General features: G+C 61.1%; 17 protein-coding genes. 2 read left to right on the top strand and 15 right to left on the bottom strand.

Annotated features, from left to right (window positions below; genetic code table 11):
* From Q4P21_RS10340 to pdxT, 9 genes are all read right to left on the bottom strand, one after another.
* The coding region (locus Q4P21_RS10340) for a bifunctional (p)ppGpp synthetase/guanosine-3',5'-bis(diphosphate) 3'-pyrophosphohydrolase (protein WP_303388700.1) at positions 1 to 1,902 on the bottom strand (1,902 nt) is incomplete at its 3' end.
* 193 nt (positions 1,903 to 2,095) lie between these two features.
* A complete protein-coding gene (gene secF / locus Q4P21_RS10335) occupies positions 2,096 to 3,100 on the bottom strand; it encodes a protein translocase subunit SecF (protein WP_303388692.1) in 1,005 nt (334 codons plus the stop codon).
* Positions 3,100 to 4,875 carry a protein translocase subunit SecD gene (gene secD / locus Q4P21_RS10330; protein ID WP_303388691.1) on the bottom strand — a complete coding sequence of 592 codons (1,776 nt, stop codon included), beginning with the start codon at positions 4,873 to 4,875 and terminating at the stop codon, positions 3,100 to 3,102. Before secD ends, secF begins: the two co-directional genes overlap by 1 nt.
* A 94-nt stretch (positions 4,876 to 4,969) precedes the next feature.
* Complete coding sequence (yajC, locus tag Q4P21_RS10325) at positions 4,970 to 5,410, bottom strand: preprotein translocase subunit YajC (RefSeq protein ID WP_369598887.1); 441 nt, start codon at positions 5,408 to 5,410, stop codon at positions 4,970 to 4,972.
* A gap of 163 nt (positions 5,411 to 5,573) precedes the next feature.
* Positions 5,574 to 6,704: a Holliday junction branch migration DNA helicase RuvB gene (gene ruvB, locus Q4P21_RS10320; RefSeq protein WP_303388690.1), complete on the bottom strand. Its 1,131-nt coding sequence runs from the start codon at positions 6,702 to 6,704 to the stop codon at positions 5,574 to 5,576.
* 3 nt (positions 6,705 to 6,707) lie between these two features.
* Positions 6,708 to 7,340, bottom strand: a complete 633-nt coding sequence (ruvA, locus tag Q4P21_RS10315) for a Holliday junction branch migration protein RuvA (RefSeq protein WP_303388689.1) — start codon at positions 7,338 to 7,340, stop codon at positions 6,708 to 6,710.
* Positions 7,341 to 7,412: 72 nt separating this feature from the next.
* Positions 7,413 to 8,000 (bottom strand): crossover junction endodeoxyribonuclease RuvC, encoded by a 588-nt coding sequence (gene ruvC, locus Q4P21_RS10310; RefSeq protein WP_207344038.1) that lies wholly within the window; start codon positions 7,998 to 8,000, stop codon positions 7,413 to 7,415.
* A gap of 19 nt (positions 8,001 to 8,019) precedes the next feature.
* Complete coding sequence (locus Q4P21_RS10305) at positions 8,020 to 8,775, bottom strand: YebC/PmpR family DNA-binding transcriptional regulator (protein WP_303388688.1); 756 nt, start codon at positions 8,773 to 8,775, stop codon at positions 8,020 to 8,022.
* 2 nt (positions 8,776 to 8,777) lie between these two features.
* Positions 8,778 to 9,464 (bottom strand): pyridoxal 5'-phosphate synthase glutaminase subunit PdxT, encoded by a 687-nt coding sequence (gene pdxT, locus Q4P21_RS10300; protein WP_303388687.1) that lies wholly within the window; start codon positions 9,462 to 9,464, stop codon positions 8,778 to 8,780.
* A gap of 159 nt (positions 9,465 to 9,623) precedes the next feature.
* Between pdxT and asnB the strand changes: the two genes are divergently transcribed.
* Positions 9,624 to 12,308, top strand: coding sequence for an asparagine synthase (glutamine-hydrolyzing) (asnB, locus tag Q4P21_RS10295; RefSeq protein WP_303388686.1), 2,685 nt, complete (start codon positions 9,624 to 9,626; stop codon positions 12,306 to 12,308).
* Between the two features lie 142 nt (positions 12,309 to 12,450).
* The gene (locus tag Q4P21_RS10290; protein WP_303388685.1) at positions 12,451 to 13,203 is read left to right on the top strand and encodes an N-acetyltransferase; all 753 of its coding nucleotides are present in this window, start codon (positions 12,451 to 12,453) and stop codon (positions 13,201 to 13,203) included.
* Between the two features lie 151 nt (positions 13,204 to 13,354).
* Here Q4P21_RS10290 and Q4P21_RS10285 read toward each other — a convergent pair whose 3' ends face one another.
* The 6 genes from Q4P21_RS10285 to Q4P21_RS10260 all read right to left on the bottom strand — a co-directional run bounded on the left by Q4P21_RS10285 (position 13,355) and on the right by Q4P21_RS10260 (position 19,506).
* Entirely contained in the window at positions 13,355 to 14,230 is an 876-nt protein-coding gene (locus Q4P21_RS10285) for a dihydrodipicolinate synthase family protein (protein ID WP_303388684.1), read from the bottom strand.
* Between the two features lie 204 nt (positions 14,231 to 14,434).
* A complete protein-coding gene (gene pdxS / locus Q4P21_RS10280; RefSeq protein WP_303388683.1) occupies positions 14,435 to 15,337 on the bottom strand; it encodes a pyridoxal 5'-phosphate synthase lyase subunit PdxS in 903 nt (300 codons plus the stop codon).
* A 118-nt stretch (positions 15,338 to 15,455) separates the two neighbouring features.
* Positions 15,456 to 16,082, bottom strand: a complete 627-nt coding sequence (gene pgsA / locus Q4P21_RS10275; RefSeq protein WP_303388682.1) for a phosphatidylinositol phosphate synthase — start codon at positions 16,080 to 16,082, stop codon at positions 15,456 to 15,458.
* On the bottom strand, positions 16,075 to 16,719 hold the full coding sequence (locus tag Q4P21_RS10270) for an HIT domain-containing protein (RefSeq protein WP_303388681.1): 645 nt from the start codon (positions 16,717 to 16,719) through the stop codon (positions 16,075 to 16,077). Before Q4P21_RS10270 ends, pgsA begins: the two co-directional genes overlap by 8 nt.
* Positions 16,716 to 18,725, bottom strand: coding sequence for a threonine--tRNA ligase (thrS, locus tag Q4P21_RS10265; protein ID WP_303388680.1), 2,010 nt, complete (start codon positions 18,723 to 18,725; stop codon positions 16,716 to 16,718). The genes Q4P21_RS10270 and thrS overlap by 4 nt, the downstream gene beginning before the upstream one ends.
* A 160-nt stretch (positions 18,726 to 18,885) precedes the next feature.
* Positions 18,886 to 19,506 (bottom strand): LysE/ArgO family amino acid transporter, encoded by a 621-nt coding sequence (locus tag Q4P21_RS10260; RefSeq protein ID WP_303388679.1) that lies wholly within the window; start codon positions 19,504 to 19,506, stop codon positions 18,886 to 18,888.
* Positions 19,507 to 19,675 lie beyond the last annotated feature (169 nt).

Genomic DNA, 19,675 nt, shown 5'->3' with positions numbered 1-19,675 from the left:
GGCCAGCTTCACCAGCACGTCATCCACACCATGAACAATGACGCCCGAGTCGGAGATGCGTGAACGATTGGCGGGGTGGTGCGAGGTGGGCGGTGGCGCAGGCACCGCTTCAATTCCTTCATTGACACCGAGCAGGTCCCGCAGACGCTCGACCACGGACTGGGCGGAGGTGTGCCCATCCCCCACTGCCGCGTAAAGTCCGGCAATGTCGGTGTAGTGGAAATGCTGGGCGACGGCCAGCAAGGCGTCATGAGTCATCATCTTTTGCAGTGGCAGATTCTGCTTACGCAAAGCCTTCGTCAGCAGGTCCTTGCCCTTTTCGATGGACTCGTCGCGGCGTTCCTTGGTGAACCACTGCCGGATCTTGTTCCTGGCCCGGGCGCTTTTGACGAAGTTCTGCCAGTCCTGGCTGGGGCCGGCCCCTTCCGCCTTGTTGGTGAAAATTTCGACGGTGTCGCCATGGGCCAGCACGCTGTTCAACGGCACCAACTTGCCGTTGACTCGCGCCCCGATGGTCCGGTTGCCCACTTCCGTGTGCACGGAGTAGGCAAAATCCACCGGAGTGGAGCCTTCCGGCAGGGCAATGACCTTGCCCTTAGGCGTGTAGACGTACACTTCCTTGGAGTTCATTTCATAGCGCAGGGACTCCAGGAACTCATTGGGGTCACTTGTCTCCTGCTGCCAGTCCACCAAGGTGCGCAGCCAGTTCATGTCCTCTTGGACCGTGACGGGCGTTTTGTTCCCGGACTTGTACTTCCAGTGCGCAGCCACACCGTATTCGGCTCTCTGGTGCATCTCCAGCGTGCGGATTTGAATCTCCACCAGCTTGCCGCCCGGACCTATAACCGTGGTGTGCAATGACTGGTACATATTGAATTTGGGCAGCGCAATATAGTCCTTGAAGCGACCCACGAGGGGGCTCCACAGGGCATGGATCTGTCCAAGTGCCGCGTAGCAGTCCCCGACTGTGTCGACAATGACGCGGACCCCAATGAGGTCGTTGATGTCATCGAAGTCTTTGTTGCGCACCACCATTTTCTGGTAGATGGAGTAGTAGTGCTTTGGTCGCCCTGTCACATCTGCTTTGAGCTTGTTGACCCGCATCACTTCGACGATCTCGCGGCGAATGATGCTCAGCTGCTTCTCGCGTTCGGGGGAACGGTCCTGGACCATTCGCACAATTTCTTCATACACCTTGGGGTAAAGCGCAGCGAAGGAAAGTTCTTCCAGCTCCCACTTCATGGCGTTCATGCCAAGGCGATGCGCCAATGGTGCGAAGATGTCGAGGGTTTCTCTGGCCTTCTTTCCAGAGGATGCGGCTGAAACGAAGCGCCAGGTACGTGCGTTGTGGAGCCTGTCGGCCAGTTTGATGACGAGGACGCGAATGTCCTTGGCCATGGCAATAACCATTTTTCGGACAGTTTCAGCCTGGGCGGCCGCGCCAAACTCCACCTTGTCCAGCTTCGTGACACCGTCCACGAGCAGCATGATTTCAGTGCCGAACTCGCGTTCAAGCTCGTCCAAGGTGTAAGGGGTGTCCTCCACGGTGTCATGCAACAGCGCGGCAGCGAGAGTGCTGCCCGTCATGCCCATTTCAGCCAGGATGGTGGCCACAGCCACGGGGTGCGTGATGTACGGATCCCCGCTCTTGCGCTTCTGCCCCTCGTGATACTTTTCGGCCACGGAGAAGGCCCGCTGGATCAGGTCAAAGTCTTCCTTGGGGTTTCTGGCACGCACAATGCGCAGCATCGGCTCCAGGATCGGTGAATAACTCTCCGTGGACCAGCCGGTAAGGCGGGCCAGGCGTGAGCGGGTACGTTCCCGGCGGCCAGGGAAGGTGGGACGTGGCGAATCTGAATGGGGGTGGCCCTCGCCGCCTCCAGGATCGCTGCCATCATCCATCAATGTCTCGTGCAAGGGCGATTTCTCGTTCACCGCACAACCTCCCTTGGGCACTCACCATACACCTGCCACCACAGCAGGACGTGAATCCAGTCTAAGCTGCATGCTAGCGAATTTAAACCAAAAGAGCCGGGTTGGAATGCATAGCACCCCCACCCGGCCCTTCATCCGCCCTTGCGTAAGGTCGGAACTACTAGCTGACTTCCGCAGTTGCAGCACTGCCAGCGGCGCGCCGTTGCTGGACTTTCTTGGCCTGCTTGACGAGTTCAGGCTCGTGCTCGCGCAGCTTGGAGTACATGGGCGCGGCAACGAAGACCGTGGAGAATGTACTGACAATAATGCCGATGAACAAGGCCAGTGACAGGTCGCGCAACGTACCGGCACCGAGCAACAAGGCACCGATGAACAAGATCGAGCCCACTGGCAGCACGGCCACCATCATGGTGTTGATGGAGCGCACCAAAGTCTGGTTGACGGCCAGGTTCACCTCTTCGGCGAACGTCCGCCGCGTGGATTTGACGATGTCCGCAGTGTTCTCCCTGATCTTGTCAAACACCACCACCGTGTCATAGAGGGAGTAGCTCAGAATCGTCAGGAAGCCGATAATGGCCGACGGCGTGACCTCGAAGTTGGAGGCTGCGTACACTCCCGCAGTCACCACCATCACCACAAGCAGGCCCACTATCGCCGCGATCGACATCCGCCAGGTACGGAAGTACAAGGCCATCAAGACGGTGGCCAGCAGCACGAACACGATGAAGCCGATAATGGCCTGCCGGGAAACGTCCTGCCCCCAGGTGGGTCCTACGAAGGTGGAGGTGATGTGGTCTTCCGTTACCCCGTACGCAGTCTTCAGCGCGTTTTTAACCGCCAGGGTTTGGTCATCCGTCAGCTTGTCGGTCTGCACCTGCATGGTGTCTCCGGCAATGTTGGTGACAACGGCAACCGTCCCCGGCACCGCTTCTGACACAGCAGCCTGCCCGATGGAAACATCCGTGTGGGCCACCTGGGACACGGTGAACTGTGAACCGCCGCGGAATTCAATACCGAAGTTGAAACCGCCGCCGAGCAGCGGGATCAGGATGGACAGGAGAACGGCGATGCCCGCGATCGAGAACCAGATCTTGCGCTTGCCAACGAACTCGTAGGAGCGTTCACCCGTGTAAAGTTCATTTCCAAAAGTGGCGAAACTCTTCATTACTTACTCTCTTTCGAGTCGTCACTTGCGGCAGGTTTTGCAGCGTCCGCATTCCGGTTGCCGCTGCCCACCATTTGATGTTCCTTGGCGGCAAGACGGCGTTCGGCAATAGTCTGGCGGCGTTCAGCTTCGCCTGCGGCCCTCGCGTTCTTGCCCTTGGCCACCTCCAACGTCTCTTCCGGTGTGCGGAACCGGCCGGCACCGCGGTACAACGGAACTGCGCCCAACTGGACCGGATCAAGGCCGGAGAAGGCGTGGCCTTCACCAAAGAATTTGGTCCTTGCCAGCAGTTGCAGGGTCGGGTGCGTGAACATGAAGACCACGATGAGGTCAGCGACGGCGGTCAGGCCCAAGGTGAAGGCAAAGCCCTTCACGCTGCCCACAGAAACGAAGTAAAGCACCAGGGACGCCAAAATGTTGACGGCCTTGGAGGCCAGGATGGTGCGTTTGGCACGACCCCAACCGTTCTCGACTGCGGCAATCAGTCCTCTACCATCACGCAACTCATCTCTAACTCGTTCAAAGTACACGATGAACGAGTCAGCAGTCTGGCCAATTGAGACAATGATGCCCGCCACACCTGCGAGAGACAGCCTGTAGTTTTCTGCCCAACCCAGCAAGATGATGGCCAGGTACGTCAAGAGACCGGCAATGATGAGGGAGAGGATCGTGACAAAGCCGAGCGCACGGTATTGGAACAGCGAGTAGATGACCACCAGTCCAAGACCAATCAAACCGGCCATGACACCCATTTCCAGCTGCTGCAACCCGAGGGTTGCGGAGATCTGGATTTCGCTTTGAATCTCGAAGCTGAGCGGCAGCGAACCAAACTTCAGCTGGTCCGCCAGCGCCTTTGCACTGGCTTCAGTGAAGTTGCCAGTGATGGAGGACTGACCGTCGGTGATGGCAGCCAACGAGGCCGGTGCCGAGATAACACTGTCATCGAGCACGATCGCGAAGCGAGCCTGCGGGTCGTCAGGATTCACCAGGTACTTGGCGTGCAAGCGCTGGGTGACTTCCTTAAACGCCTGGGCGCCTTCGGGCTTTGTCAGTGTCAGCTGAACCGACCACACGTTGGTCGTCGCGCCCTGCGCACCGGACATCAACCCGTAGCTGGCGGTCTTGATCCACTTGCCGGGGATCTCCACCGGCCCGAGGATGTACTTGACTCCGGAATCAGGTTCACAGCTGATCAGCGGCTTGGTGGGATCCGAGGTGGTGGGGCGCTCCGTCAGCGGCGGTATGCAACTGGTGGCCTCAAAGCTCTTCATAACGGCAGCGTCAACCCAGTTGGGGTCGCTGGCGTTCAGTGGCGCGGCAGTGGGCACCGGCAGCTTGTCGGCGGGAGTGCGGTCAGCTTCTGCAACGGCACCGGAGGGGCCTTGGGTCGCGGCGATGACGGGGCGGAAGTTCATGTTGGCCGAGGCCTTGATGAGGTTGCGCTCTTCGTCAGTGGGCTTGCCAGGCATGCTGACGACGACGTTGCGCCCACCCTCAGTGGAAATCTGCGCTTCGGAAACACCTGATCCATCAACTCGCTGGCGAATGATGGACACAGCCTGGTCCAGTTGTTCTGCGGTGATGCTGCCTGCGCCTTCAACCTTGGGCGCCAGAATCATCTGAGTGCCGCCTTCAAGGTCAAGGCCCAATTTCGGTGCCCATGAAGCGGCACCGGCGAGGACGCCGCCAGCAACTGCCAAGGTGCATGCAATAATGATCGCCGCAAGCCACAGAAGCGTTCTGCGTGCTGTGGACGTCGGGCCGGTTCGTGCCATCAAGGGATCCTTCTATTGGTCACGGGTGTTGTGAACATGGCTACGCTGCTGCGCCCGGTAAATACGTTCGCAGCAGCGGCCAACCCGAATAAGGCTAGTTGTCTTTGTTATTTTCGTTGTTCAGGCGGCGGAGCGTTTCCTCAGTGGTTTCCGCTGACGGCTCGGGCTTGTCCAGACCGAGCGTGAGGGAGGAAGCATCCTCGGGAACGACGGCGTCGAGCTCGGTCGGTTCGATGACCTTGGCAACCGTCTGCTTGTGGACCGTGGCAGTGGTGCCTGGGGAGATTTCCATGAGGATCTTGTTTTCATCCTCATCGATGGCCAAAACCTTGCCGAAAAGGCCAAAGTTGGTCATGATCTCCACGCCCGGAGCCAACTGTGAACGTCGCTCCTCCTGCGCTGCCTTGGTCTTCTTTTGCTTGCGGATCATCATGAAGATGAGCACAGCGAACATGGCGAACAAAAGAAGGTTCATGGGGCTCAAAAAGCCTGCCTGCGGCGTGGCGTCGGCGGCCAGAATACTGCTGAAAGACACAGCTGGAGTTCCATTCGTTTAAGTAGTATTGGATGCCTTGGCATGTGGTGAACGTGCCGGGCGTCATACCAGTCTAGAGGGTAAAGCTGAACGCCGGATGATAAAACGCCCAGAATCGCGCACAAATACACACTTCGGCTCCAACTACCGCGAGATGGCGGGCTCAGTTGTCTGAATCGTCATCCTCATCGAAGGGCAACATGGCGGCTGCGACGGCGTTACGCGGCATTTTCAGCCCCAAGTGCTCCCAAGCTGCAGGCATCGCAATCCGGCCGCGAGGGGTTCTACCCAGCAGTCCTTCACGCACAAGGAAGGGCTCCGCGACAGTTTCAACTGTTTCACTTTCCTCCCCCACGGCGATGGCGAGGGTGGACAAGCCCACCGGCCCACCGTTGAACTTGTGCACCAACGCTTCCAGCACCGAACGGTCAAGGCGGTCAAGGCCCTTGGCGTCCACTTCATACATATCCAGCGCGGCCGAAGCGGTGCGTGCGTCGATTGACTCGATCCCATGAACCAGGGCCCAGTCCCGCACCCGTCGCAGCAGCCGGTTGGCGATGCGAGGCGTACCGCGGGAGCGGCCGGCTATTTCGGAGAAGCCCGCGCTGGTCAGCTTTAGATCAAGCATGCCAGCGGAGCGACGTAGCACTAGTTCCAGTTCTCCCACTGAATAAAATTCAAGGTGCCCGGTGAAACCGAACCGGTCCCTCAGCGGGCCAGGGAGGAGGCCCGCCCGGGTGGTGGCGCCAACAAGGGTGAACGGCGGCAATTCAAGCGGAATGGCGGTGGCGCCGGCACCTTTCCCGACAATGATGTCCACACGGAAGTCCTCCATGGCCATGTACAGCATTTCCTCGGCAGGGCGCGACATGCGGTGAATTTCATCCAGGAACAGCACTTCACCTTCGGAAAGTGAGGACAGGATGGCTGCCAAGTCTCCTGCATGCTGGATGGCGGGGCCTGAGCTGATGCGCAGCGGGGCGTTCATTTCGGCCGCAATGATCATGGCCAGAGTGGTCTTGCCGAGCCCGGGCGGGCCGGACATGAGCACGTGGTCGGCGCAGCGGCCGCGAATCCTGGACGCGGCCAGCACCAGTGAGAGCTGTTTGCGCACCCTTTCCTGACCCACAAAGTCGTCAAGGTTCTTGGGCCGAAGGGCGGCTTCAAGCTCGCGCTCTTCAGGCTCCACCGCGGGGGCAACCACATCTGCGGCTCCGGAGCGTGCCGGCCCCGTCCCGCCACCCAAACTGATTTGCCCGGGCAGAAGGGGCACGGCGTCATCCATGGCAGCCATGACTTAGTGAACCCTGCTGCCTTGACGCGTGTTGTCCTGCCCCAGCCAGCGCAACGTGGCGCGCAGGATCGCAGGAACGTTGGCGGCTTCGGCCAGTTCAGGCTCTGCAGCCACAGCCGCGTCGATGCTCTTCAGTGCATCCCTTTCGTTCCAGCCCAGGCTTGTCATGGCGGCAACGACCTGTTCCTTCCACTCCATGGGAATGGGCTGCGGCGCTGCGGAGACGGCAGCACCGGTAGGGACCAGCTTGCCCTTGAGTTCCAGCACGATGCGTCCTGCCACCTTGGGGCCCACGCCTGGGACCTTGGTGAACGTTTTGCCGTCGCCATCCGCCACCGCGCGGCGGATCGTTTCCGGTTCCAGCAGCGCCAGGATGGCAAGTGCCAGGCGAGGGCCAATGCCGCTGACACTAAGCAGGATTTCAAAAACCTCACGCTCGTCAACATCGGAAAAACCATAAAGTGTCATGGAGTCTTCACGCACGATCATGGTGGTGGTGACAACAGCCTCCTCCCCCATGCGCAGCCCGCCCAGCGTCTTGGGCGTGGCATGGACAAGCATGCCCACCCCGTTGACGTCGATGACGGCCTGGGCCAGCGAAAGCTGGGCCACGGGTCCACGGACAAAACTGATCATTGAAAACTGCTCCTGACAAACACCCTGGATAGCGGAAACTGCCACCAGTATATCGAACATACGTACTAGCAACTAGTGCCACGCGTTTCCGGGCTTTTCCTTGTTCTTCGTCACCTTCGACTTGGTTTCGGCTGCACGCCACAACTGTTGAGCCGGCGTCGAACTTTCAGAGCCTGCTGAAAAGGCCGCCCCGCTGCGCCACGCATGGGCAATAGCCAAGGCCAGGGCGTCAGCGGCGTCAGCCGGGCGCGGGGGCTCATCCAGCCGCAAAAGCCGGGTGACCATGGCCGTCACAAGTGCCTTGTCGGCGCGGCCGTTGCCCGTGACGGCCGCTTTGACCTCCGAGGGCGTGTGCATGGCGACGGGAATGCCGCGCCGGGCCGCTGCCACCATGACAACCCCGGATACCTGCGCCACACCCATGACAGTGCTGAGGTTCGTTTGGGCAAAAACACGTTCAATGGCCAAAACGTCCGGCTTAAACGCATCCAGCCACTGGTCAACCGCTTCCGCGATGACCAGCAGCCGGGCGTCAAGGGTGAGTTCATGCGAGCTGCCCACCACCCCGACCCCTGCGAGGGTGGCCGTGCGGTTGGGGGCCACGTCCACCACGCCGATGCCGCACCGGGTCAGGCCGGGGTCAACGCCTATGACACGCAGTGACTAGTCCTTCTCACGTCTAGTCCTCTTCGAGGGCTGCGAGGACGTCGGCACCAATGTCGGCATTGGAGTAGATGTTCTGGACGTCGTCAAGGTCTTCCAGCGCATCGTAAAGCTTCATGAACTTGCGTGCGTTGTCCACATCGAGCTCCACGTGCATGGACGGCACGAAGCCGGCCTCGTCGCTCTCGTACTCGATGCCGGCCTCGGCCAGGGCTGCGCGGATGGCTGGCAGGTCCTGCGGCTCGGAGATGATCTCGAAGCTCTCGCCCTCGTCCTTGACCTCTTCGGCGCCGGCGTCCAGAACAGCCATGAGGAGATCGTCCTCGGTGAGCCCGTTCTTGGGCAGACCGACGATGCCCTTGCGGGTGAACATGTAGGCCACCGAGCCGGGATCCCCCATGTTGCCACCATTGCGGCCCACAGCCAGGCGCACTTCGGAGGCCGCACGGTTCTTGTTGTCTGTGAGGCACTCGATCAAGATGGCAGAGCCCTGCGGGCCGTAGCCCTCGTACATGATGGTCTGGTAGTCCACTGCTTCGCCGAGCAGTCCGGCACCGCGCTTGATGGCGCGGTCAATGTTGTCCGCCGGAACTGACGTCTTCTTGGCCTTGGTGACAGCCAGTTCAAGTGCCGGGTTGCCGGCCAGGTCGGCGCCGCCGCCGCGAGCTGCAACTTCGATGTTCTTGATCAGCTTCGCAAACGACTTCGCGCGGCGGCTGTCAAGAATCGCCTTCTTGTGCTTGGTGGTTGCCCATTTGGAGTGGCCTGACATGGTTACGCTTCTCCTCTAATCATTCGAATAAACAGTTCGTGGATGCGGCGCTCACCAGTCACTTCCGGATGGAAGGAGGTGGCCAGCAAATGCTGCGATCGAACGGCTACCGCACGGACCTCTGCATCAATCCTATCGTTTTGCACGGCTCCGGGCAGTTTCACCGACGCGAGGACCTCCACGCCGGGGCCAACACGTTCAACCCACGGGGCACGGATGAACACTGCATGCAGCGGCGTTTCCAGCTCGCCCGCCGGAGCCAGGCCGTGAAAGTCGAGTTCCGTTTCAAAGGAGTCGACTTGGCGGCCAAAGGCATTGCGACGGACGGTAATATCCAGCCCGCCCAACGTTTGCTGCGGGTTTCCGGCCTGGTCCGTGGCGGGGTCGGCGATCTCCGTTGCCAGCATGATCATGCCGGCGCAACTGCCATAGACGGGCATTCCGGCGGCGATGCGTTCCATCAGCGGCTCGCGCATACCGAAAATGCGGCTGAGCTTGTCCATGGTGGTGGACTCGCCACCTGGGATGACAAGGCCATCCACGCTGGCAAGTTCGCTGGGACGCCGCACGGCAATGACACGGGCACCGCATTCTTCCAGCGCCCTGGCATGTTCGCGGACGTCACCTTGAAGCGCCAGCACACCAATGAGAGGAACGGATGAAGTAGGGGAAGTGGAGTCAAAAGTCACTGCTCAATCATAGTTGGGCGCAATCTCACACTGATAACTTCGTTTACGCGCCGTGCGGGGTGAGGCACGAGGGCCCCACAAGCAAGTAGCATTGTCGGCAGGACTGCCCACTACAGAGTCGGCTGGCCTGATGTTCTACAGAGACGAGGAACTTACAGTATGTGCGGAATCGCCGGTTACTACGGTTATGGGGAAGACGACTCCCTATTGGAGCAGATGAATGCGTGCATGGTGCACCGCGGCCCCGATGGTGAGGGCCTCTACTCGCATGGCAACGTAGGCCTGGCACACCGCCGCCTCTCCATCATTGACGTGGCCCACGGCCAGGAGCCCATGTTCAGCGCAGACGGCGAGACCGTTCTGGTTTACAACGGCGAGGTGTACAACTACCTTGACCTGCGTGCCGAACTTGAGGCATTGGGACGTTCCTTCACCACGGCCTCGGACACCGAGGTGGTGCTGCAGTCCTACGAAGAGTGGGGTGACGCCGCTTTCGATAAGTTCAACGGCATGTTTGGCCTGGCCATCCACGACCGCAAGAACAACCGACTGGTGCTGGCGCGCGACCACTTCGGCATCAAGCCGCTGTACTACGCCACGGCAGGCACCCCCGAGGCTCCCACACTGCTCTTTGGCTCGGAAATCAAGCCGCTGCTGGCCGCCAACAAGATTGAAAAGGGCATCAACGAGCGCATTCTGTTCCGCTACCTGCAGTTCAGAATCCACGACGACGAACCCAGCACGTTCTTTGCCGGCGTGCACAAGCTCATGCCTGGGGAAAAGCTTGTCCTAAACACTGTTGATTCCGAAGCCGGACCGGCCGGGACAGCGGCCATCAGCAGCTACACCCGGTTCAAGGAAGAACTGGCCGAGCTGGCCAAGATCGAAACCCCCTACTCCCAGGCCGTCATTGACGAATACCGGGAGCGTTTCACCGAAGGCGTCCGCCTGCGTCTGCAGTCTGAAGTACCGGTGGGGACGGCGCTGTCGGGCGGACTGGACTCGTCCGCCGTCGTGGTTACCATCAACAAGCTCATGGCCGAGAATGCCGCCGCGACGGACTCCCTGGGCGCCAAGCAGCAGACGTTCTCGGCGATCTTCCCGAACTCGATCAACGATGAGGAAAAGTACGCCGACGCTGTGCTGGCCCGTTGCGAAGGCAATGTCATCAGCCACAAGATCCTGCCGCAGCCGGGCGAATTTGTGGAAGACCTGGAAGATTTTGTACGCACCATGGAGGAGCCCATCATCTCCTCCGGACCGTACGCCCAGTACCAGGTCATGCGTGAGGCTTCCAAGCACGTGACGGTGCTGCTGGACGGCCAGGGCGCCGATGAGATGATGGCCGGCTACATCCCGTACTACTTTGCGTACCTGCGCCAGTTGAAGAAGAACGGCCAGAACTCCAAGCTGGCCAAGGAACTGCTCTCCAGCTCCGACATCCTGTACCGTCTGGCGCGTTTCCGGATCCAGGGCAAGCTCACGCTGAAGAAGGAAATCGGCATATCCCAGCTGTTGAACAAGAAGTTCACGGCGAAGTACAAGTCCGAGAAGTTCTCCAACATTCCGGACAACTTGAAGCTGCGCCTCATTGACGACCTGTTCCACAAGTCCCTGCCAGCGGTGCTGCGCTATGAGGACAAGAACACCATGCGCTTCTCGCTGGAAGGACGCGTGCCCTTCCTCGACAAGGAAGTGGTGAAGTTCCTGTTCAGCCTGGATGACGAATCCATCATCAAGGGCGGCTGGAACAAGCGCATCCTGCGGGATGCCACCCGCGAACTGCTGCCGGAAATGATCAGCAACCGCCGCAACAAGATCGGCTTCACCACCCCCGAGGCCGAGTGGTTCGGGCACATGAAGGAAAAGATCTATGAGATCTTCCTTTCCAGCTCCTTTGGCGCCCGCCCGTACTGGAACCAGGACGCCGTCATCTACGCTTTTGAGGAACTTCTCAGCGGCAAGAGCTCCGGCTCCACCATGGTGTTCTGGCGTCTGATCAACACCGAGCTGTGGCTGCGCGAGTTCTTCGACGAGCCCGCGGTCTTGGCTGGCATCGAGGGCAAGAGCGACTACATCCCCAACGCGGACAAGGCGCTGGACATCACCGTGCCGTCAGGCGCTGGCACGTTCCGCCGCTACCCGCTGCGCACAGAGGTTTTCTACAAGGAAACTGACTTCGACCCGGCCGTCATGACGTACGTCAAGCGCTACTTTGACGGACTTCCGACGGCGGGCGGGGACCACGGCGCAGCGACGGCGGACACGCCGTGGTATCTGTTCGTGTCGGAAAAGATCGTGGCCATGACCCAGGGTCGTTCAATCCCGGTCTGGGACATCAAGGTCTCCAATTCCGCGCGCATCTTCAGCAAGTTCGTCACCCGCAACCCCGGCGGCATTGGCTTGGCCAGTCCCTGGTCCATGCAGCTGGCCATTGACGAGGTGGGCCTGCCCAAGATCATGTACGCCTCGGCGCGCTCGGTCATCGGCAAGCTCCAGGGTAAGTCGGGCGTGTTTTACGAGGTGGTGGGCCACAACATCAACGCGATCGACGGCGCTGCAGGCTACCAGGTGGGCACCTCCACCCACTCGGTAAAGTACGCACCCATCGACCCCGACGGCGTGGCGGCCCGGCTCAGTGCCATGATCCGCGCAAACGTGCCGGCCGAGTTCGCTGCGACGTTTGCCGGAACCGCCATCATGGACGCCAACGACCTCGGTGTCGTGGCACTGGGCCATGACACGGACTTGTCCAAGTCGGTGCTGGAGGATATCTTCCGTGACAACCCGCAGGGGCAGACCACGGAAACCACCCCCATGTCATTGGTCTTCAAGCAAAAATAGTTACCTGCGCAGGCGCGATCTCGGCCCCCGCCCGTTCACGGGGCCGTGTCGCGCCTGACGGCTTTAACCAGCTGCAATCAACTTTCCACGTATATTCAGCAATAGTTATCCAGTCAACCCATTTACAAACGGAAGAATCATCATGGTCACCCTTGCCGACTGCCAACGCACACAGCACGCCTGGTTCAGGGCACTGGCGGAGGCGACAGGCGGGCGATCGTTTTCCACCCACAAGATGGACTGGGTCTGGCTGCCGGAAACACGCGAAATGCTGTGCATGTTTCCCACGGACATCAATGCCACGGGCCTGGAGCCCGTCCTGGCGGAGGCCGAACGCCGCGGTGCTACTGCCGTGGGCATCTGGATGAGTGCAGCCATCCGGAAAAGCATCCTGCCGCAGTATGGCTTTGAACTTGGCTGGCAGCCGTGGTGGATGACGCGTGCCCTCGACCTGGATTCAGTGGCCGGTACCAGCCAGGCCCACGACGAGCGCGTCAGCGTCACAGCAGTGGTCCCCGATCAGGTCTGGCTGGCCACCGCACGCAGCCCTGACCAAGAGGGCGCGGGTCCGGAGGGCACGGCCCAGGATGGACAAGCCCAGAATGGAGAACCCTCGGCCAGCGAGCAGGAGTGGGCTGGACGCGGCTATGCGTATTTGCCGCCGGAGCAGGGCACCAAGCACCTGGCCGGGATCTTTGACATGGTGGTGGCTCCCGAACATCGCCGCAAGGGCATGGGCACGGCCATGCTCAACCAGCTCTCCGAGGCCGCGTTCAACGCCGGGGCCGAACACCTGCTGCTCAATGCCACCCCCGACGGTCAACAGCTATACAAGAAGCGCGGTTTCGAACTCATCGGCAAGGGCCAAACCTGGTGGTTCCACCCAACGCAATAGAACCCCGCCCCCTACCGACGCTCCTGCACTTTCCGGCCCCCCACTACCGACGCTCCTGCACTTTCCGGGCTTTGTTTACCAAGGCTCCTGCACCTGCACTAGTTCGCGGTACGTACTTCACTCGGGTCAGGTACAGGTTCCAAGCTTCGAGTCAGGGCTTCCATGTCATTCTTCGTGGCATGAGCGAAAGGACCCCCGGTCCCACGGTCCCCGTTCCCAAAATTGCAGCCAACGCGTGCAGAACACCGATAGATGAGGGTACGGCGCCCAGCGCACCGGCTATTCTCCTCAGGCGTTCCAAGCTGGGACCTTGAGGATTGCCGGACTGGGCATCTCGCCAAACCTGCACAAAGTCGAAAGGCAACAAAGTAGCCAACCCCGTATGCCACGCGTCAGCTTCCGGCAGCGTCGAGAGCAATTGCACGTCTGCGCCGAGTCCAATCGAGAATGCCCTGCCCACGGAATCCCGCAATTTTTGAATTCTGCCAGCAACATCGTCGCGACGCATGGATTCCTTCACAGCCACCAGATGGGCAGTCTCCGCCAAGACAGCTAAAGTCCCGGCAGTCACGTCATATTGCGTCTGCAGCGGTTTGTTGTAGAAACAGAGCGGGAGGTTGGTGGCATCGGCCACCTGAACAGAAAGTGCCCGAACTTCCTCGTCGGACAACGGCAGGTATGAAAACGACGACAGCAAAAGTCCGGCGGCTCCTGCCTGCTCAGCATCCTTGGCCAGATGTACCACTTCACGGGTGGAAGCGGCACTGATGGCTGAATACACTGGAATCCTGGTGGCACCGGGCCCATCCGTTTGCCGCAGAGTTCCAACGGCAGCCTCCGTCACGGCACGGCGCTCCGCCCTATCAAACACCACCCCTGCACCTGAGGTGGCAAGTACCGTCACCCCGGACACACCTGCCCCAGCCGCGTCACGCACGAGACGCACCAAGGCACCCAAGTTGAGCTCGCCGTCGTGAGTTAGCGGGGTGATGGGATAGGCGAGAAGGCCAGTGAAAGCCTGTGGCATGGTCAGCATCCTAGAGTGATGAAGCGTTCGGTGGAATACGCCGAAAAGTGCAGGAGCGTCGGGGCGGGGAGGCCGAAAAGTGCGGGAGCGTCGGTAGGACGACGGCGGCACCCGGCGCACGCTTTCAAACGCGCCCCGGGTGCCGCCACCGATTACTGCCGGCTTACTGCCGGTTTGTCGATACTGCTTACTTCATACTGCTTGCTACCAGCCGCGCTCGGCCAGGCGGTGCGGTTCGGGGATGTCTGCGACGTTGATGCCCACCATGGCCTCGCCCAAACCGCGCGAGACGTCCGCAATCACCTTGGGGTCGTCGAAGAACGTGGTGGCCTTCACCACGGCCGCCGCGCGCTGGGCGGGGTTGCCGGACTTGAAGATGCCGGAGCCGACGAACACGCCGTCGGCGCCAAGCTGCATCATCATGGCGGCGTCGGCCGGGGTGGCGATGCCGCCGGCCGTGAACAGCACCACGGGGAGCCTGCCGGAGGCGGCCACTTCCTTGACCAACTCGTACGGGGCGGCCAGTTCCTTGGCGGCAACGTAGAGCTCGTCCTTGGGCAGGGCCGCCAGCTGGGCGATCTGTGTGCGGATCTTGCGCATGTGACCTGTGGCGTTGGAGACATCCCCGGTGCCCGCTTCACCCTTGGAGCGGATCATGGCGGCACCTTCGTTGATACGGCGCAGGGCCTCCCCCAAGTTGGTGGCGCCACAGACGAAGGGAACCTTGAAGTTCCACTTGTCGATGTGGTGCTCGTAGTCGGCCGGGGTCAGGACCTCGGACTCGTCCACGTAGTCAACACCCAAGGACTCAAGGACCTGGGCTTCGACGAAGTGCCCAATGCGGGCCTTGGCCATGACGGGGATGGATACGGCGGCGATGATGGCGTCGATCATGTCCGGGTCGCTGGCGCGTGAGACGCCGCCCTGGGCGCGGATGTCGGCCGGAACGCGTTCCAAGGCCATGACGGCCACGGCGCCGGCGTCTTCGGCAATCTTTGCCTGTTCAACGTTGACAACGTCCATGATGACGCCGCCCTTGAGCATGTCCGCCATGCCTCGCTTGACGCGGCTGCTGCCGGTTACCGGTGTTACATCGGGTGTAGACACAAAAACCCCTCTGGAAGGAACGATATTTTCTAAGCCCGTAAACGTGATGTCTCACACGGGTATCGCCATTCTATTCCGGGGTGGCAGCGGCCAAAAAACAGGCGTTACTGCCCGTCTTCTACTGCCCCTGCGTGAGGTTGGAGTCGTGGGCTTGGCGGCGCACTGTGCCAATGCGCTGGAACACCGTGACCAGACTGGCCACTGCGAGCAGCACAAGTACGACGGCGAGCACGGCTTCCGGGATGCCCAGGCCTACCAGCCCGGTCGCCACCAGAACCACCACAAGCCTGTCGGAGCGCTCGGCAATACCCACGTTTGCGCTCATGCCCAGACCTTCGGCACGGGCCTTGGCATAGGAGACAATGGAGCCCAGCACCAGGCAAGTCAGTGCCATGGCCGCAATGAAGTGGTTGTTGCCGCCGGTGTAGAACCATACGACAATTCCGGCGAACACGGCGCCGTCACCCACCCGGTCAAGGGTGGAGTCCAGAAAGGCCCCCCACCTGCCGGAGCGCCCCAGCATCCGGGCCATGAGCCCGTCGATGATGTCGGAGAAGACGAAGATGGTGATGACCACCGTGCCCCAAAACAGCTGACCGAGGGGGTAGCCGATCAAGGCACCTGCCGCCACACCGAGCGTGCCGATGATCGTGACGGCGTCCGGTGAAACCTTCAGCCGTACCAGTAGTGCGGCCACGGGGGTGAAAATGGCGGCAAAGAGCGCGCGGGCGTACTTGTTAAGCATTGGGCTCCCCCTTTGCGGGAGTTTGCGCCGCCGTCGTGCCTGCAGCCGTGCCCCCCGCCGCCGTCCCTGAACTGGCGGTTGCCCACGCTGCGGACACCTGTTCGCGGACGTCGCCCAGTGTTTGGGTGATGGCTTTGGTGCCGGCGATGATGGGCATGAAGTTTCCGTCCCCACCCCATCGAGGCACAATGTGCTGGTGCAGGTGCGCGGCAATGCCTGCCCCGCCGGTGACGCCCTGGTTCATGCCCAGGTTGAAGCCGGAGGGGTTCGCCACCTGGCGCAACACACGCATGGCCTGCTGGGACAGCGCGGCGAACTCGGCCGTTTCAGCCACCGTCAAGTCGCTGTAGTCGGGCACGTGCCGGTAGGGACACACCAGCAGATGGCCTGGGTTGTACGGGTATAGGTTCAGGACAACGTAGGCCAGCTCGCCGCGACGGACAATGAGGGATTCTTCGTCACTGCGTCCGGGCGCTTCGCAAAACGGGCAGTTGTGCTTGCCCGAGAATTGCTCCTGCCCACCCTTGACATAGGCCAGCCGATGGGGCGTCCAGAGTCGTTGGAAGGCATCTGGAACTCCCGGGAGTTCAAAGTCATCGACTGCAACAGGCTTGGGCGCCCCATCAAATTCACTCACGCCGTGCGGTTCCTAACGGCCTCAACAATGCGGGCCACCGCGTCATCGACTGCCACGCCGTTGTCCTGGCTGCCGTCGCGGAAGCGGAAGGACACTGCGTTCGCGTCGGCGTCGTCCCCGCCGGCGATCAGCACAAACGGGACCTTGTCCTTGCTGGCCGTGCGGATCTTCTTGGGGAAGCGGTCGCTTGAAATATCCACCTCGGCACGGATGCCGGCCTGCTTCAGCTTGGCGACGACGTCGAACATGTAGTCATTGAACGCCTCCGCCACCGGGATGGCCACCACCTGTACCGGTGAGAGCCATGCCGGGAAGGCGCCCGCGTAGTGCTCGGTCAATACGCCCATGAAACGCTCCACCGAACCAAACAGGGCGCGGTGGATCATGACGGGGCGCTGGCGGGTGCCGTCCGCTGCCTGGTATTCAAGCTCGAAGCGTTCGGGCAGGTTGAAGTCCAGCTGGATGGTGGACATCTGCCAGGTGCGTCCCAGCGCATCCTTGGCCTGCACGGAGATCTTCGGGCCGTAGAACGCGGCTCCGCCCGGGTCTGAAACGAGTTCCAGCCCCGACGCCTGGGCCACCTCGGCCAAAGTTTGGGTGGCTTCCTCCCAGACGGCGTCATCGCCGACAAACTTCTCCGGATCCTTCGTGGAGAGCTCCAGGTAGAAGTCGTCCAGGCCGTAGTCCTTGAGCAGCGACAGCACAAAGTTCAGCGTTTCGGTGAGCTCATCCTTCATCTGCTCCTTGGTGCAGTAGATGTGCGCATCGTCCTGTGTCATGCCGCGAACTCGGGTGAGGCCGTGGACCACACCCGACTTCTCGTAGCGGTAGACGGACCCGAATTCAAAGAGACGCAGCGGCAATTCACGGTAGGAACGTCCGCGCGAACGGAAGATCAAGTTGTGCATGGGGCAGTTCATCGGCTTGAGGTAGTAGTCCTGACCGGGCTTGCGCACCGTGCCGTCCTCATTGAGCTCCGCGTCCACATGCATGGGCGGGAACATGCCGTCCTTGTACCAGTCAAGGTGCCCGGAAACCTCATACAGGTTGGCCTTGGTGATGTGCGGGGTGTAGACGAACTCGTAGCCAGCCTCGACGTGCCGCTTGCGGGAGTAGTCTTCCATCTCCTTGCGGATGATGCCGCCCTTGGGGTGAAAGACGGGCAGGCCCGAACCCAGCTCATCGGGGAAGGAGAACAGGTCAAGCTCCACGCCGAGCTTGCGGTGGTCGCGGCGCTCGGCTTCTGCGATGCGCTCCTGGTAGGCCTTCAAGGCATCCTTGGTGGGCCAGGCCGTGCCGTAGATGCGTTGCAGCTGCTGGTTGTTCTGGTTGCCCAGCCAGTACGCGGCGGAGGTGCGGGTCAGGGCGAAGGCGTTGGAGATCAGCTTCGTGTTTTGCAGGTGCGGGCCGCGGCACAGATCGCACCAGAGAAGGTCCCCGGATTTGCGGTCCACGTTGTCGTAGATCGTGATCTCCCCTGCACCGACCTCGACGTTGACGCCTTCACCGGCGGAGTCTGCCTCGGATGCCTTGCCCAGTAGTTCCAGCTTGTAGGGTTCGTTGGCCATGGCTTCGCGAGCCTGGTCCTCGGTAACGACGCGGCGGGCGAACTTTTGGTTCTGGTTGACGATCTTGAGCATCATCTTCTCAAGGGTCTTCAGATCCTCGGGCGTGAACGGCTCAGCCACGTCGAAATCAAAGTAGAAGCCGTCCGTGATGTACGGGCCAATGCCGAGCTTCGCGTCTGGGCGCAGTTGCTGCACGGCCTGGGCCATGACGTGGGCGGTGGAGTGGCGCAGCACGTCCAGTCCATCGGGGGAATCGATGGTGACGGGCTCGACGGCGGCACCGGCCTCGAGCACGGCCGAAAGGTCCTTCAAGACCCCGTCCACGCGCATGACAACTACCTCACGGCGTTCAAAGAACAGTTCCGCACCAGTGGTGCCTGTGGCCACCGCGGTCTCGTTGCCCTCGACCTTGATGGTGACTTGTGAATCCACTGGCACGTCTTACTCCTTGATTTGTCCTGTGCGGCCCCATGTCCAAGCAACATACGGGGGTTGCTGTGGGCCTCTTTGATGGTATCTGCTCTGTACGGGCCCCTCCAACACGGGCCCCTCCAATCGGGTCGGCACAGTCAACTTGGTCAGTTTGGTTAGGGGAGGGTCAGGCCCGTGTGGCCAGCGCAATGCCCAGAGCCGTCATGACCACCGCAGTCAGTGCGTCCATGACCTGCCAGGCCCGCGGGCGGGTGAAGATGGGGCGCAGCAAAGCAGCCCCGTACCCCAGGGCGATGAACCACAGCGCGCTCGCGCTGATGGCCCCCACCCCGAAGCCCCAGCGCAGTTCGCCATGGACGCTGGCCAGGGATCCAAGCAGCAGCACGTCCAAGTACACGTTCGGGTTGAGCCACGTAGCAGCCAAGATCCCGGCCAGTGCCATTCGTCGTGTTGAGTTTGCGCCGGTGTTGGATGGCAGGGCTGTTCCCACACGCAACGATCTCCTCGCTGTCAGGGCCGCATAGGTCAGCAGGTATCCGGCACCGCCGACCTTTGCCACAGTGGCTGCCGCTGGCATTGCATGTACCATTTCGCCGACCCCTGCAACACCGGTCCAGATGAGAACAACGTCGCTGAACAAACACACCAAAACAACCATGCCAACGTATTCGCCGCGAATTCCTTCACGCAACACAACGGCGTTCTGCACGCCAATGGCAACGATCAACACCAGTCCAGTGCCCAATCCGGCAAGGGCTGCGGCAAGGAATTCCGACGTGGGTGTCATGGCGGCTTCCGTGGAATCTTGGCGGCTCTGCCCGTTGCAGGGCCGTTGGATCCCTCGCCATCCAGTATGTGCAAGCTGGTCGCTGACTACATCCGTGCTGGCACTGGATTTTCCTGCGATTTCACTTTTCCCGTTCTCTCTACGCCTTCTCTACTCCGTCTACTTACTC

The organism is Arthrobacter sp. (assembly GCF_030540645.1).
In the GTDB taxonomy this organism is placed as follows: domain Bacteria; phylum Actinomycetota; class Actinomycetes; order Actinomycetales; family Micrococcaceae; genus Specibacter.
The sequence above is the reverse complement of the archived record's forward strand: the minus strand, read 5'-3'. Positions and strand labels throughout refer to the sequence as shown.